This window comes from Paenibacillus sp. FSL P2-0173 (genome assembly GCF_038008045.1).
Lineage (GTDB): Bacteria > Bacillota > Bacilli > Paenibacillales > Paenibacillaceae > Paenibacillus > Paenibacillus polymyxa_B.
The window spans coordinates 51,929-67,814 of sequence record NZ_JBBOYK010000003.1; the positions used below are offsets into that span (position 1 = coordinate 51,929).

The 15,886-nt window shown below is 47.0% G+C and carries 11 protein-coding genes; 2 read left to right on the forward strand and 9 right to left on the reverse strand.

Features of this window, described 5'->3' with window-relative positions; translation table 11 throughout:
- Window positions 1-78: 78 nt before the first annotated feature.
- The 8 genes from MKX30_RS16560 to ftsE form a co-directional block, all read right to left on the reverse strand.
- The gene (locus MKX30_RS16560) at window positions 79-4,134 is read right to left on the reverse strand and encodes a glycosyl hydrolase (RefSeq protein WP_341063313.1); all 4,056 of its coding nucleotides are present in this window, start codon (window positions 4,132-4,134) and stop codon (window positions 79-81) included.
- 302 nt (window positions 4,135-4,436) lie between these two features.
- Window positions 4,437-4,820, reverse strand: coding sequence for a hypothetical protein (locus MKX30_RS16565; RefSeq protein WP_023990615.1), 384 nt, complete (start codon window positions 4,818-4,820; stop codon window positions 4,437-4,439).
- A gap of 273 nt (window positions 4,821-5,093) precedes the next feature.
- Entirely contained in the window at window positions 5,094-5,651 is a 558-nt protein-coding gene (locus MKX30_RS16570) for a class I SAM-dependent methyltransferase (protein ID WP_023990616.1), read from the reverse strand.
- Between the two features lie 177 nt (window positions 5,652-5,828).
- Window positions 5,829-7,145 (reverse strand): PDZ domain-containing protein, encoded by a 1,317-nt coding sequence (locus tag MKX30_RS16575; RefSeq protein ID WP_068938863.1) that lies wholly within the window; start codon window positions 7,143-7,145, stop codon window positions 5,829-5,831.
- Between the two features lie 165 nt (window positions 7,146-7,310).
- A complete protein-coding gene (locus tag MKX30_RS16580) occupies window positions 7,311-8,777 on the reverse strand; it encodes a S41 family peptidase (protein WP_023990618.1) in 1,467 nt (488 codons plus the stop codon).
- 206 nt (window positions 8,778-8,983) lie between these two features.
- Window positions 8,984-10,267, reverse strand: a complete 1,284-nt coding sequence (locus MKX30_RS16585; RefSeq protein WP_316244316.1) for a peptidoglycan DD-metalloendopeptidase family protein — start codon at window positions 10,265-10,267, stop codon at window positions 8,984-8,986.
- 86 nt (window positions 10,268-10,353) lie between these two features.
- Window positions 10,354-11,271, reverse strand: coding sequence for a permease-like cell division protein FtsX (gene ftsX / locus MKX30_RS16590; protein ID WP_013312238.1), 918 nt, complete (start codon window positions 11,269-11,271; stop codon window positions 10,354-10,356).
- The gene (ftsE, locus tag MKX30_RS16595) at window positions 11,261-11,947 is read right to left on the reverse strand and encodes a cell division ATP-binding protein FtsE (RefSeq protein ID WP_023990620.1); all 687 of its coding nucleotides are present in this window, start codon (window positions 11,945-11,947) and stop codon (window positions 11,261-11,263) included. The genes ftsX and ftsE overlap by 11 nt, the downstream gene beginning before the upstream one ends.
- Window positions 11,948-12,171: 224 nt before the next feature.
- Here ftsE and MKX30_RS16600 point away from each other — a divergent pair, with 224 nt between their 5' ends.
- Window positions 12,172-13,590, forward strand: a complete 1,419-nt coding sequence (locus MKX30_RS16600; RefSeq protein ID WP_341063020.1) for a VanW family protein — start codon at window positions 12,172-12,174, stop codon at window positions 13,588-13,590.
- A gap of 71 nt (window positions 13,591-13,661) precedes the next feature.
- Here MKX30_RS16600 and MKX30_RS16605 read toward each other — a convergent pair whose 3' ends face one another.
- Window positions 13,662-14,825, reverse strand: a complete 1,164-nt coding sequence (locus MKX30_RS16605) for an S-layer homology domain-containing protein (RefSeq protein ID WP_028542121.1) — start codon at window positions 14,823-14,825, stop codon at window positions 13,662-13,664.
- 266 nt (window positions 14,826-15,091) lie between these two features.
- Between MKX30_RS16605 and MKX30_RS16610 the strand changes: the two genes are divergently transcribed.
- On the forward strand, window positions 15,092-15,880 hold the full coding sequence (locus MKX30_RS16610) for an alpha/beta hydrolase (protein ID WP_316244318.1): 789 nt from the start codon (window positions 15,092-15,094) through the stop codon (window positions 15,878-15,880).
- Window positions 15,881-15,886: the final 6 nt, after the last annotated feature.

The following is a 15,886-nucleotide window of genomic DNA, read 5'->3' on the forward strand; positions in this document are numbered from 1 at the left end:
GAGTATTTTTGTACAAAAAAATGAGCAGGTAGGATACTAAATCCCCCTGCTCATTTCAGCGATGGTATTTATATCATTTTAATTAGCTGCCGGTTCGGTTCCCCAAACAAGTACGCCATTATGATACAACGTAGCTTTCGTATGATCGGCGAATGAAGTTTGCGTGCCTTTATACGAGTAATCGTCACTTTCGTTATAGTTCGACCAGTCTGTCTTATGAATACGGGTTTGAATTTCGCCCGTGCTTCCTCCAGGTGCTAACACGCCTGCATCCGGGTTGAAGCTGACTTCCAAATAATAATCAGCGCCGGTGACGGCCTTATCCATTTTAACCAGTTTACCATTCAGCTTTGAGCAGCTCAGCATTGCATAGTCGCAGTTGAATGTCTGCTCACGGTCGCCGTCGATCGTGTAGTAGTAGCGAATTTTCAACTCGTTGATCGGTACGGAGGTTGTACCTTTGTTTACAATTTGGAAATGCGGGTTCAAGTGATTGTCGTTCACATTTGTATCCGCTGTGCGATACTGGAGCACCAATCCCGTTGTCGGCTGCTGAGTATCCGCTTTGGGCGCTGCGCTAGCCGTGTTGGAAACCGTTTGTCCTGCATCATTCTTCGCTACGACTTGGTAATAGTACGTCGTGTCTGCTGTTACGGCTGTGTCGGTGTAGCTGCTTCCGTATACATCGCTCGCTACTGTGGCGAACGCGCCGTTTTCAGCCGTCGAACGCTTCACTTCATAGCTTGCTGCATTCGCTGATGCTGTCCAGCTCAGCTTTACTTTCGCCGTTTCGCCCGCTGCGTTCAGCGTGAAGCTGCCCGGTACTGATGGTTGCTCGGTAATGCCATACGTTTTTAAGTTGGTTGGGAGCTTTTCAAGCGTAATGACGTTCGGATGATTATACACTTTTTTCAGATGTTCAAGACTGTTTTGTTTGCCGTCTCTTAGGAAATCCCCATACCATGTAGCGAACCAGCTCCAATGGGCTTGATACGCCTTCATCAGATCAGGGTCCGGGATAGGCCCGTTTTCGCTCATGGCAACTAGCTTTTTGTCCTTGCCCAATGTAACAAGGTCTTCATATTTTGCAATTTGTGGGCTGTAGTCGCCTGCTTGCGGATAAGAGTCGAAGCTCAAAATATCCACATACTCATCTCCCGGATACCAGTCGGGAGCAACAGAGTTCCAGACCCAGATCAGATTGTTCAATTTGTGCACATTAGTCAAACGATCGTGCATCAAAATATACAATTTTTTAACAGGATCAGGACCTTTAGCGCCCCACCAGAACCATTTGCCTTCCGCTTCGTGCAAAGGACGGAACAGAACAGGAACTTTCGCATCCTGCAACTTCTTCAATTGCCCTGCAATCACATCGATGTCGCGAATAAGCAATTTATAATCTTCGGACTCTGGATGATTCATCGCATATTCTATATCGAATGTAGTCGAATCGGCATAGAAGCCTCTCCACCATTCTTTTCCCTGCGTATCGATCAGACCTTTCGGCGCGTTCCAGTGCCATGCAAAGGTAACGATGCCCCCTTGCTTATCCCATTCAATCGCCTTTTCCGTCTCTGTGGAACTAAGACCGTGTTCCGCTCTACTTGGGGAATAGTCAATCAGGTCAAGTGCCGCAATAGCCGGCTTTTTACCTACATTCGCTTGAAGCCAATCAATTTCAGGCATATCCTCTTGACCGGAAAGCATATTCTTCCCGTATTGATCAACCAGATAGTTCATCAATGCTCTTGCTTCTACCGTCGCATTCGGATTGGTGAGCGTTTTGGTTACTGCATGTGGTGGACGGTCAGCAGCTGGCTCCAGCTTGACGTAGTCGATATCATACCAGCCCCAGCCTGTTTCAAAACCGATCGTATTCGCCCCTGCATTCAACAGAACCTTACCACCGGAGGTTTCTTTAAAATCAGCCGATTTCCAAAGTACCAGCTCGCCAGACGCTTTGCCGTTTAAAGAGAAGTTGGTGCGTTTGTCATCATGAGGCGAACGGTAGCCGATTGTAAGATTGTACAAGCCTGCCGCCTCTGCCTGGATCGTCATCGTCAGGGAATCCCCTGCATTGTGGAAATTAGTTACATAACCAGTACCGGAGAAGCCGGTCCCGCTGGATTCCACAATGGTTCCCTTCAGCGTGCCATCTTCGGCTTCATAGCGATCCTGTTCGTCTACAGGCGTTCGCGGAACCGCTTTCAAAACATTGGATTCGCTCGTTCCCGTCTTTGTTTTTGCGGTTATTTTATAATAGTAAGAAGTACCGTTCGTTACGTTCGTATCCGTATAAGACGTTTCGGCCAAGTTGGATGCTAAAGCGGCAAAAGGACCGTTTTCATACGTTGCCCGCTGTACGCTGTAACCTACAACTCCGCTGGAAGCGTCCCAGGATAAATCGACTTTCCCATCGCCAGCCTCAGCCCTCAGCGCAAAGCTTTCAGGATTTTCTACAGGCGTATCATTGCCGGCAGTCAACACGATGTGATAAGCCGTCAAAGGCGGTACTGTATAGGTAAAGCGGTTGCCTGAAATTTGCGTGATTGGCGCTGCTTCCTTAATTTGCGAGCTATTTTTGTCGAAACCCCATACTTTACCGGAACCGTAAGTCGTCTCGCCGGAAAGATCAAATTGGGCGTCGAATGCACTGTCCATGCTTTTATTCATGACAACGAGGTGCAGTTCTTTGTAGGATGCATCCGTTACGGAAGCATGCACCGAGCTATTAACAATATCCGACGTTTGCGCATGAACGCTGATATCACCGAAAGTAGAGCTTTTTCCGTCAAAATTGCGGTAAAGCTTGTAAGCGGCACTAACGTAGTTATTAGCACCATCCTTTAACTTCCAGTAGTTTGCCATATAGACGTCGTTTTTGCCCAAGATGCCCAGCACATCAGTCATAGCGATACCGCCGGAAATATCATTTTCGCCACCATAGCTATACTCAGTCAAAGCCAGCTTGGTTCCTGGGTAATACTTATCCACCGACTGCTTTAATCGAGGCAGTATAGGCAAGAATTCACTGTTCCATTGAGCAATCCAGCTATCTTCCTTGTAGGTCGGGTCCCACAAAGTACGAGGCGCTTGCATTCTGGCTTTCTTCGTTTCGTCGTTGCCTACCTCATTTGTAATTCGTATGCCCCCGCCCATCGCTTCAGGATACCAGTGTACATCAAAGACATCCAGCAATCTCTTGCCTTCGGCTTGCGAGCTGAGACGCATTTGATCCAGGTAATAGTCCACGAACCAGCTGTAGTTGCCTTTTACAGAGTTCCAATCAGGTGCAGTTTGAAGATCTTTATAGGCGCCAAAACCGTAAAGAACGGGCCCAAAAATTTCCGCACCCGCGTCAACCGCTTTAACAGCTTTGGATAAACTTACCGACCGGTCCACCAACTCTTTGGCTCCAACCTTTTCACCATGAATACGCGGATGCGTATGCGACCAGAGAGCGGGTTCATTGTCGAGCGCATATCCTTTCACGCCCGTTTTTGTTGAAGCAACGCCGTACTTTTTCACTAAAAAGTTGACGAATTCATCCGCATAAACCTGATTGTCATTCAGATCAGGCTGTAGTTGGAACGGCGCATTTTTAGCGTTTACGACCTCATTCCACCGAGCGGAAGGAGCCTTTTCGCTTTCCTGCACACTTCCGTTTCCATCCTTGGCCACATAACCGGCCATCGGCAGTGTGACTAAAGAATATGTGCCCTGCTTCAGCGATTGATCGTGAAACGAGGTTGCCACCGCACCTGGCTTTTCACATTCGGCTTTTGTCAATCCGGCGTTGTCGCATAAATAGCTATCGCTGGACTGCATCCAGTCGCTTCCTGCATTGGACATATTGTTTTCCCAGTTATATCCGGTCATTCGATTGCCACCAAGTCGTCTGGCAGTCAGATTCTCATCGCCTGCCAACTCCTGATTCGTACCGTAAATATAAGGGCTAATAGGCTTACGATCCTTGGATGTATCGACTTTAATGGTAACAGTCTTTGCCGTTTGACCGTGAACTACAGTTGGAGTCGGTAGAGCACCCCCTACTATAATCGTGCATGCCATGACGACAGGCAGCCATTTGGAACGTTTGGACCAAATACTACTACTATTTTTCGCCTTCATGCCGCTTCCTCCCTTCAATTTAAAAAGAGCGGCACCCATACGAATGCCCCTCCTTGAGGCTTTAAGGCCCCTTCCCTGTCCCCAAACGAGCTTATCGTTCCGTTGCAGCGTCATATCCATGCTTGAAATGTTCCAGCCGAAAACAACACCCTCTTTCTTTGAAACTGGATTTATAATATTACCTTAACACAAAGGTATATTGACATTTTTAACTATTGTTTTAATTAGCTAGTATTAATTTCTTAAATAACCATATAGCTTGAGGTATCACAATAGCTCTTGCTCATCCACACTCGTCTTCCCTAGCGCACTTTATCCTTTTGAATAAGCTTATAATAGATGCGTGCAGGCTCTGATTCTCCAGTGGATAAAATGTATTCTGCTAAAGGTGCGCACAGTTTTTGGAGATAAAAGGAGTATAGCAGCTCGGCCGTGTCAAAATGAATTTTCAACACTTGCTTCATCAAGCCTTCGAATTTGGAGTAATCCAGTTCTTCCGGAGTAATATCAAACGGGTACTCAGGAAAGGTTTTTTTCTGAATTTCAACAAACTGCTCCCTAAGCTTCGGTTGATTGCCTGAACGGGCAGCCGAGAAATTCATCATAAAAAAAGATACAAAATCCGTCTCACGGTCACTTAACTCATAGTACTCACACCAACGCATGAATATCAGCGGTTTTACCATATATAAATCTCCTTTAACAAAAGTTCAGATTTATCATGAATCTTACAAAAATCTAGCGGGTTCCATCTTATGTAATATATAGGTTAAGCCCCATTTTAAAATATGATTCCTTAAATGAATTTTGCTTTTTAACATATCCCCTTCTTATATATCCATAAAAGTGCACAACAAAAAAAGACTGTTTCAGCATTTTAATGACGCTGACCAAGTCTTCTCATAATTATCCGTATATTCACATTCGTATTTATTCTAATCCTCTACATAGCTGCAAGGTTACAGGCTGCAAGTGAACACATAAGCGGGAGGGACATTGCAGTTTACCTTTTTAATCTGAATGTCAGCAAAAAAGGTGCGAAAAAAATTGTGTTTGACCTTGCTGTACTGGAACGTAATAAATTTGCCTTCCTGGCCCAAAACCTCAGCCGTTTGTCCCAAAATGAGGCTGGATAATGCAGCGGGCAAGCTGGTGAAAGGGAGCCCTGACACGACATAATCCACTTTTGGGACCTCATACTGTCGTATATACTGCGCTACATGCTCAGCCGATCCATGAATAATGTGTACCCTCTCCAGGTGTCCGTACTTGCTTTGTAGCGTTTTGTAAAACGATTCATTAGCTTCAATCACTAAAAGTAGCGTTTCTGGACGCTTGTTCAAAATAAGCTCTTGCGTAAACACACCGGTTCCTGCACCATATTCAATAATGCACGATGCTTTGTCAAAGTAAATCGGTGTGGCAATTTGTTTGGCCAACTGTCTTGAGCTGGGTATAACAGCGCCTACGCTACGTGGATGCCTGATGTACTCTCGAATAAAGTGAATCGCGTTCATCTTTTTCTCTCCCTGCTTGACACACATGATAGGCATTCGGTTCATCAACACTTCTTATTACATATTCATTGTATACCGATCAGAATATTGATTTCAAGCAGGCTACTGTCGGCATATAAAAAGAGCGTAGCCTTATTCGACTCTAATCAAATAATGACTACCCTCTTGTTGTAACATCTATTTGTCCATGGTATCCAAATGTGCACCCTCTGCCTGCGATGCCTGTCCAGCTTTACGTCGTCGTGCGCCTATGTGCATGGCAACAATCCGATAGATGGAGGCTGGCTGTATGGATACGGCCCAGCTCGCGTCTGCATCCGGTGCAAGCACGACCCCTAGCTGGTGATGATCGCCATCGTACATGCCTCGCTGCACAAACTTGCTCTCGCCCTGCAGATTGCGTACCTCCAGCTTACAAAAAGCAGAGTTGATTCGCAAGGCCTGGTGTAACTCGGCACGGGTATTCACAACAACCCCATTCACGCGGTAAATGGCCTCGCCCGGCAGTATGCCCATGGCTGTCGCTGGACTGTCTGGCAGCACAGCGAGAACACGCATCCCTTGCTCCGGATGGACAAACATCGGGCTAAGACGACTTTCCTCTATATTACCATACCAGATCAGCGCCTCATGAGCCAGAAAGGAGAATAACGCTGCTAACAATATCAGCGGATTCCACCAAGCAGCCAGCAAGCTCAGCAGAAGTAAAGCCACACTGTACAGGAGCAAACGGTTCGAAGTAAGTACCGCCTTCTGTCGTGGTAGCTGGCCTAGCGTCACGCTACTGAAGCCCATTAGGACTGGCAAGGCTGCCAGCATATACCCGGTTCCGGCATCGCCGCCGAACAAAGGTGTCCAGGGAAGCATGAAGCCTCCCTGAGTCGGTACCAACAACAACAACGGAATGGGCCAGAGGTCTTCCATACGATAACCGCCAACCAATCTTCCCCGTTTGCCCTCGACAAACAGCGGAGTGGCCGCCTTCCCCCCTTGCCAGCGAACCAACAGCGCCTCAGCCACATGCAGCACGGCGACCAACACCAACAGTGCTGGAATATCCAATCCGCGGATGGCTGCTACTGATGTTCCGAGCGCTCCCCCAGGTTGCCAGCCACTGGCCACGTTTAAGAAAAACTGAACCACACCTAGCAGACCTACCGAATAAGCGAGACACAGGTAACGGACGCGTACCAGCATGAGCAGTAATGTCGCTACCCACAGGCACACGATGGAAGCCGAGTTCAGATGCACACTGACGAACATTCCCAGAGCAGATAGCGCCATTCCAGCAAGCAAACCACTCCATACGACACGCCAGGTCTCTGCAGCCCAGCTATGCATTTTGGTATGAAATAGCTTGCGCTCCAGCAGCATTTGCCGACGATAACCAAGTGCTACAATGAGTATTGAGATATAATAAAACGGCTGCAAAAGCAGGTACAAGCAAGCATTCAAGACGCTCCATCCCCATTGTAATGCCCATTCCAAGTCCATTCACACTCCTTATGCCCCTGGCCCGCTGTATAGCGGATCACGTACATTTCATATCCATTTATTCTATATGAAATTGCCAACGTAGGGAAGACAAACCGACAGACTGCAAATAAATCCCAATATAAAAGGAGGCTGTTTCCAGCCCCCCTTGTTGTAGCCTCACTATTATTTCGCTGCGCTTGTCTTCATTTCCTTCCGAATCTCTTCAATCCCCTGCTTGAGTTGATTATCATTTTTCGGATCACGAATTTTCTCAATCAGCTTGGCTTCCATCGCTGCTGCTGTCTTCGCATCAATGATGCCGCTAGCCGTCAGCTTCGCTTGTTTTTGGAAAGCAATAACAGAGCTTTCAGTTACTTTGTCAAAATAGCCATCCTCGCGACCTGGTTTGTAACCCAAGCCTTGCAGAATGATTTGTGCATTTTTCACATCACTGCTATTCATATTGTATTTCAAGGACTTTTCCTTGTTCAACGGTGCTGCTGTGAAGTATTCAGGCTGTTCCACCGCGATATTCGGCTTAATCCCTTTTTTATGAATCCACGTTCCATTTGGCGTTAACCATTTGGCAATCGTGATTTTGAGCAGGCTACCGTCACCCATTTGCTTGTCATAGCTGGTTTGTACAGTACCTTTACCAAAGGAATTTTCCCCGATCAACACAGCACCTGCTGATTGCTGGAGAGCACCTGCCAGAATTTCGGACGCACTTGCGCTGCCTTTATTCATTAGCAAAGTCACTGGATAGTTCTTACGTGATCCTTTGGATTTCTCTTCTTCACGCTTCTGATTCTTGTCTTCCACTTGTACAATCGTTTTGCCAGAAGGTACAAATTGCTGTGCAATATCAATGACCACGGAAAGCACGCCGCCCGGGTTATTACGCACGTCAATGACGAGCCCTTTAAGCCCTTGTTTTTCGAGCTTCGCTAACTCTTCCTTGAAACGTTCTGCTGTATTCAAGGAGAACTGGGTGATCGTGATGACGCCTACACCGTCGCTTTCCATATGAGCCGTTACAGTTTCCATATCAATGTTGTCACGGGTAATCGTGTATTCGAGCGGATCAGGAGAGCCACTGCGCTGAATTTTGACTTTTGCCTGACTGCCTTTAGGCCCACGGATTTTGGAAACGGCCTTGTTTAGATCCAATCCGTCCAGTGTTTCACCATTAACAGACAAAATAATATCCTTAGAGCGTAACCCTGCCTTCTCTGCCGGGGAGCCTTTAATTGGCGTGACTACAACTACTTTCCCGTTTTCGGCAGCTACTTCGGCTCCGATCCCAGTAAAAGAACCTTCAATGGATTGCTCGAATTGTTGGGCAGTTTCTTTACCCATATAAGAGGAATACGGGTCGCCGAGCGACTCCATCATACCATTGATGGCGCCATCCACCAGCTTGGTACGATCCACATCCTGATAATATTGTCCCTGAATCAGGTCCATCGCCGTCTCGATTTTGCGGATATCACTTCTGGAGGTAGAACTGCTACCTGTCACACTCGCCAGCAGTCCTTCGCCCAGAGCGCTGTTCCCTACTGTAGTCGTTCCAGTATAGGCAAAAGTGAGCAGACTGCCGCCAAGCAGCCCGATCACCATCAAGAGTATCGCTGTACTTTTTTTCAACATCTAATCGTCCACCGCCTTCTCATTATCTTGTATCCTATTGCCTTACAACGCATATCCATCCACGAAGTATACGTCTAGCTTGTACGGAATATGTTAATTGTATCCTACTCCGTGTCTCAATGCACATGTTCTTCATCGGATATTAACCATTACAGCAAAGCCCTATCTACAACCGTAATGGCTATAAATAGGGCTTACCTTATCTACTATAAATAGTTCATCGGATTTACAGGTTTGTTATTTTCGCGCACCTCAAAATGACAGTGAGGTCCTGTGGAATTGCCCGTCGAACCAACTTCTGCAATTTTTTGACCACGTTTCACAGTCTGCCCGGTATGAACCACCGTACCGCCATTGCGAATGTGTCCGTATAGGGTCCATAGCCCGTCTCCATGGTCAATCACAACCGTATTTCCATAGCCACTCCACCATTCGGCAACAATGACAACACCATCTTCGGCTGCATGAATATCGGTTCCCTGAGGAGCCGCCATATCAACACCTGTGTGGCCTTTAAGCTTGCCGGTAATCGGATGTACCCGCATGCCAAAAGTAGATGAAAGTCGGTAATGGGATACAGGCGAAGCCAATGTGCCCGTTCCGCCTGTATACGTACTGGCTGCCGCATGGCTGGAATTCGAGGCGGCACCTGAGGATGAAGATGCATATCGTTTGGCTTCAGCCGCACGTGCAGCCGCTCTAGCGCGTGCTGCTTTGGCAGCCTGCTCCGCTCTAAGCTTGTTCTTCTCCTGCACCAGACCCACACGTTTGTTAGCGAGTGCTACCAGCATGTCATTTTGCTCTTCGCTGATTTCATCTGACTCAGCAATATCATGATCGTAATTGGAAATCAGTCTTTGTTTCTCTTTTTCCTTCGAATTCAGTTCTGCTTTGGCGTCCTGCTTGAGCGCATAGAGCTTCTTGGCATTTTTATATTCCGTGTCCAGCTGTTTCTTCTTGCTTACGACCAATACCTTGTCCTTTTTATGCTCGTCCAACAGGATTTGATCCTGCTCCACGATCGTTTTCAAGGAATCTACCCGGCTGAGAAAGTCACTAAAACTGGACGAAGACATAAGCACGTCCATATATGAGACGGTTCCATCCGTATACATCAAACGCACACGAGTTTCCAGCATTTTTTCCCGTGACTGGATACGATCAATTGCCTCAGCTAAATCTTTTTTAGTCGCACGCAGATTATCTTCCGTTTGATCAATCTGAACCGCAACACGAGTCAGCTGATCACTGACGCTGTTAATCTGAGCAAGCACAATTTTCAGGTTTTGCACGGTTTTATTTTTGTAATGTTGAGCATACTGTTTATCTTGAGCAGCCTTTTCCTGTTGTTGCTTGGCAGATTGGGCCTGCTTTTCCAATTGGTTCAGCTGCGAATTGATTTCACTCATGCTTTTGGCATATCCGTCAGAAGGCTGGATTAGCAATGCGGCTACCAAGGTAGCGGCCAACACAGATCCTTTTTTTTTCAACTTGCACTCCCCATCCTTTATCGCAAAATAACACCGGGCTTCCCCGTTCTAATTGATACCGACCACGACGTCCAGCCAACGCTTCTTTATACTTTTAAGAACTTACGCATGGACAGGGTACTGCCAACAATTCCGACCAGCATACCCAAAATAATCAGCAATGCACTCAACTGAATCCAAATGCCTTCAAGTGGCATAAGCTTCAACATATTCAGAGCTATATCGCCCTGAACGGCGGTCAGCAAACGCTGATAGCCAGTAAATAAAATACCTACAGTAATAAGGGAACCAATAAGACCAATAAGCGCGCCTTCGATAAAAAACGGCCAGCGTATAAAAAAGTTGGTCGCACCGACCAGCTTCATAATGCCAATCTCTCTGCGTCGTGCCAATATGGTCACGCGAATCGTATTCGAGATAAGGAACATAGACATGATCGCCAGTCCGGCGACGAATATAAAGCCTACATTACGTATGAGCTTCGTAATCGTAAAGAGCGTCTCTACGGTGCCTTTTCCATAACGAACCTTTAAAATCGGTTTCTCTGGATGCAACGTATTCAGCTTCTCAATCTTTTCAGCCACAAATGGAACCGTTGTTGGTTCAATAACCTCTACCACAATTTTGTCCGGGAGTGGATTGCTGTCCTTGTCAAAACCCTCCAGCAGCTCCTTGCCGCTGTCTCCCAAATCTTTGCGCAGCTCCTCCAAACCCTGAGCTTTAGTCACAAAGGTCGTTTTGCTGATTTCCGGCATCGCCGCGATTTCCTTTTGCAGCGTTTCACGCATGTTCTGCTCTACATTTAGCTCCAGAAATACGTTAACCTCTACCTGACTATCTGCCTGATCAGCCAGGGAATTGACGTTGAGCACCAGCATGATAAATACGCCCAATATAAGTAATGACACAATAATCGAGGTGACGGATGCCACGGACATCCAGCCATTGCGGAATATGTTTTTGAAACCTTCCCGCACATGACGTAAGAAGGTATTAAAAGTCATATCCGTACTCCCCTCTTACCTGATCCCTTACGATGTTGCCATTCTCAATGGCAATTACGCGTTTACGCATGGAGTTCACGATGTCCTTATTGTGGGTCGCCATCACAATGGTCGTACCCCTAAAATTAATTTCGTCCAGCAACTGCATGATCTCCCACGATGTCTCGGGGTCCAGATTTCCCGTAGGTTCATCGGCAATGATCACGGAAGGATTGTTTACGATGGCCCGTGCAATCGCTACACGCTGTTGCTCCCCACCGGAAAGCTGGGCAGGCTCACGATTCATTTTTGTTTTCAAGCCAACCAGTTCAAGCACTTCTGGTACCCGTTTGCGAATCAGCTTCTTGGGAGCTTCAATAACTTCCATAGCAAAAGCCACATTCTCATAAGCCGTCAAACGCGGCAAAAGGCGGAAATCCTGAAAGATGACTCCGATGTTACGACGAACGTAGGGAATTTTACGCTGCTTGAGCTTCCCGATATTAAAACCATTGACTGAAATTTGCCCCTTGGTAGGTACTTCTTCTCTATAAATAAGCTTCATAAAAGTCGATTTCCCCGCTCCAGACGGGCCGACTACGTATACAAATTCATTACGGTCAATTCTGACCGATACTCCTTGAAGTGCGTGGGTTCCGTTAGTATAGGTCTTCCACACATCCTGCATTTCAATCACTCGATCACTTCCCGCTGCTTAATCATATTACGTATAACCTAATATCCATTCGACATATTCCATGCATTTCCTTTAAAAACTTCTCTATTTCATCATACCGTTTATCATTGTAACAAATTTGTTACCTAAATAGTACCGAAAGTTTTCTGCTTTTGGCACATATATATGAATAATATGGCACACGAGTACGCTATCAAGCTTATCAGACAGGAGACATCTGCATTATGAAAAAAATTCATTTATCTGTCATTTGGATATGGGCTGGTGTTCTGGCGCTGGCCATATTGTGGGGGGGACTTCATCTGTACGCCGACAGACAAACGCTGCCGGAGGGAGTGAGGATCGGAGGAGTCAACGTAGGAAGCATGGATTACACAGCCGCTCTCCGGCTGGTGGATAAAAAGCTGGATGCATTAAAGCAACGCCCACTGCTTCTGACGGACAGTGACAGCAGTGCACAGGATATAAAACTTACACTCGGGGAAGCAGGGATTCGTTATAAAGCGGAGGCATTTCGGAATGCCGTGAAGGCGCTCAGCTCGGAGCATCTATGGACTCGTGTGCAGACACGTTTTAGCTTCGAAAAGGAATGGTCTATCGCATCTTTCCGACAGAAGGAGATATTGAAAGCCCAATTCGGAGCCGATTGGGAGGAGCAACGATATGGCATGCCTATCAATGCTGTGCGTCAGATTGACGGGAATGATCAGGTTCGTTATATTCCGGGGCGCTCTGCGCGACGTCTGGATTGGCCCAAACTGGACGCCGCACTGGATAAGGCGCTGCCCAAGGATTTTACCGCTTCTGAGGAGCCGATACGAGTGGAATTACCGTTCCTTCAGCTGGAGCCGAAAATTTCGGTGGACAGCCTGCGTAACGAAGGGATTGAGCGTAAAATTGTCCAGTTCTCCACCAGTCTCGGCAGCAGCTCGGAAGGACGTGTGTATAACGTCAATTCAGCGGCAAGCACCGTTGATGGTTTAATTCTCAAGTCAGGCGACATATTCGACTACGGTCAATTGATTGCCAAGGCCGAGCGCACTCATGGCTTTCGTGAAGCTCCAGTGATCGTGAACGGTCAGTTGGAGTCCGGCATAGGCGGCGGGATTTGTCAGGTATCCAGCACGGTGTATAATGCAGCACTGCGAGTCGGTTTGGACATTGTTGAGCGCCGCAACCATTCCTTGCCGGTCAGCTACCTGCCCAAAGGTCAGGATGCGACTTTTGCTACAGGGTCCATTAATTTTCGTTTTAGAAACAATACAGGCAAGCATTTACTACTTCGTGCGGCTGTCCAAAACCGAACGCTTACTGTTAAATTTTTTGGTACATTTCCGTCCAATGTTTCGTATGAACTGGAATCCCATACGGTTCGCATACTTCCCATACCGGAGAAGAGACTCCGTAATGACTCCCTTTCCCCCGGCTTCTATCAAGTACTTCGGCAGGGCAAAGAAGGGTATGTGGTAGAAACATTCCGGGTAAAAAAGGTAGACGGAAAAACCGTAGATCGCACCCGAATCAGCCGCGATACGTATCGAGCGCAGCAACGCATTATAGCTAGTTATGGCGGTGGCACATCGTCTGAGCCACAAACACGTGAACCCGAGAAGTCTATTGTCGAGGACGGTATAAGCGAATAAACGAAAAATCCCCCTTCCACTGTCGGCTGGACTTGTTCCAGACAGAGTGAAAGGGGGATTTTAGCTATAAATTACTCGCTGCGTTTACCCAAAACAGAAATTTCTACAGGCTCACTTTCGTTACCGTCTGCATCTTCAGCTTTGATTACCAGCCTAACCGTTGCTTTTTGAGCAAGCACACTGATACTAAATGTGCCATCATCTTTGGCTACTGCACTACCGATAGGCAGTTCGTTGGAATAGGCGGTTACTGTGGAACCTGCTTTAGCTGTCCCCGTAATTGTACCTTCTCCGTCATACACATCGTTGACTTTCAGTGCTTTCGTAGTTGCAACCGCGTCAGCAGCTGTGTCTGTAGTGCTATCTGTAGTCGTATCCGTAGTTGTGTCAGTATCTGTGTTGGTATCTATGGTTGTAGAGTTGTCCGTAGTCGTGCTATCTGTGCTGGTACTTGTGCTGCTATCTTCTGTTTCACTGCCAGAAGTAGTCGACGTGTTACCATAAGTGGAATCTGTCACATTGCCGTATGTGGAATCCGTCACCGTTCCACCAGGAGTCGTCGTCAGATTATCAACAGGGCTCAGGTTGTAACCGGAAGCAGCGTCCAGAATAGCGATCGCCTCTGCACGAGTCAGCGACTTCAGTGGCTGGAATTTACCATCCGGATAACCGTTGATGATTTTTTGCTCCGCAGCTGCCGCTACACTTTTCTTCGCCCAAGCTCCAATTTTGTCGGAGTCAATGAATTTAGTAACATCTGCTGCGTTACCGGCAGTGAGTCCAATAGCTTTGCCTACGATAGCCGCAGCTTCTTGACGTGTTACCTTACCATTTGGTTTGAGCTTGTTATCTGCATAGCCGCTTATGTAACCTGCATTCACGGCACTTGTAAGCTCGTTGTATGCCCAGTGAGAGGCTGGTACATCTGTGAACGTTCTGCTTCCATTACCGTTTACTTTTACACTGTCCGCATACGTTACGTCAGTCACAGCTGGAGTATCCTGCGTGAACGTACCCAAGCTGCGATTCAGAAGAACAATAAATTCTGCACGTGTGATTGCCGCATCTGGTTTCACCGCGCCGTCCAATTGTCCTGTGGCTGACCAGCGTTGCACCTGATCTCCTGCCCAATGTCCACTTGTAGTTTGAGGAGCAGCTGCCGCTGCGCTGAATGCGCTAAGAATAAGACCTGTACTCAATACACCTGTAACTGTGTTTCTTAACTTTTTTCCCATGCTATAAATTCCTCCTCTGATTGGATTCATCATTCTTTTTTAAACACTTTACCAGAAATCAAACCCAAATAACCCCCAAATTAAAAAAATCGTCCCATATAACCATACCCCCTCCTAATGTAGGATAAATAAGAAACGGGACTTAATACCTAGTCATTCACTTGGATATGTATATTTAGACAGGCTAAGGTATACTGAATGAATACTCGGTCATATGCTGGAACACCGCAATGAGGTCACAAAACCCTAAGAAAAGAGGTCTTCTTATGGCTCTTATTCAATGTCAGTTTTATTCTGAAGTTCTTGGTCTGAGCACATCCATGAATGTTATTCTTCCTCAGGCAACCCGTTCGCAAATTGGACTGGAAGGCAAGCAAGGAACCGGGCCACATCCGACGCTGTATTTGCTGCATGGCCTATCGGACGATGATTCAACCTGGTTACGTCGAACCTCCATTGAACGCTATGTCGCCTCATTGGGCCTAGCTGTCGTCATGCCCCAGGTACATCGGAGTTTCTATACGAATATGGAGCAAGGCGCGGCTTATTGGACCTTTATCAGTGAAGAATTGCCAGCTTTGGCACGTTCATTCTTTCCTCTGTCCGACAAGCGTGAAGATAATTTTGTAGCCGGGCTTTCTATGGGTGGATATGGTGCTTTCAAACTGGCACTCCAGCATCCAGAGCGTTTTGCAGCCGCTGCCAGCCTTTCGGGAGTCATGGATTTACACGCATCACGCACCGATCCTATGCAAAATGCGATGAGTCCAGCGGAATGGCTTAACATTTTTGGTCCAGATGAAATACGTGGAACGGATCACGATTTGCTGGAACTGTTACAACGTCATGCTACTTTGGGGACCTCACTTCCCCGGCTCTACCAATGCTGCGGCACGGAGGATTTCCTATATAAGGGAAATCAGGCTTTTCGTGAAACATGTAATACTGCCGGAGTTCCGCTGACCTACGAAGAAGGTCCTGGAGCTCATGAATGGGGATACTGGGACGCGAAAATTCAGGATGTACTGGCGTGGCTACCGCTCAAAGAGCACTAAACAGGT

What these genes read in the sequence shown, in the direction of transcription:
- MKX30_RS16560 (WP_341063313.1), bottom strand. Translation starts at nt 4,134, where the DNA reads ATGAAGGCGAAAAATAGTAGTAGTATTTGGTCCAAACGTTCCAAATGG.
- MKX30_RS16565 (WP_023990615.1), bottom strand. Translation starts at nt 4,820, where the DNA reads ATGGTAAAACCGCTGATATTCATGCGTTGGTGTGAGTACTATGAGTTA.
- MKX30_RS16570 (WP_023990616.1), bottom strand. Translation starts at nt 5,651, where the DNA reads ATGAACGCGATTCACTTTATTCGAGAGTACATCAGGCATCCACGTAGC.
- MKX30_RS16575 (WP_068938863.1), bottom strand. Translation starts at nt 7,145, where the DNA reads ATGGACTTGGAATGGGCATTACAATGGGGATGGAGCGTCTTGAATGCT.
- MKX30_RS16580 (WP_023990618.1), bottom strand. Translation starts at nt 8,777, where the DNA reads ATGTTGAAAAAAAGTACAGCGATACTCTTGATGGTGATCGGGCTGCTT.
- ftsX (WP_013312238.1), bottom strand. Translation starts at nt 11,271, where the DNA reads ATGACTTTTAATACCTTCTTACGTCATGTGCGGGAAGGTTTCAAAAAC.
- MKX30_RS16600 (WP_341063020.1), top strand. Translation starts at nt 12,172, where the DNA reads ATGAAAAAAATTCATTTATCTGTCATTTGGATATGGGCTGGTGTTCTG.
- MKX30_RS16605 (WP_028542121.1), bottom strand. Translation starts at nt 14,825, where the DNA reads ATGGGAAAAAAGTTAAGAAACACAGTTACAGGTGTATTGAGTACAGGT.
- MKX30_RS16610 (WP_316244318.1), top strand. Translation starts at nt 15,092, where the DNA reads ATGGCTCTTATTCAATGTCAGTTTTATTCTGAAGTTCTTGGTCTGAGC.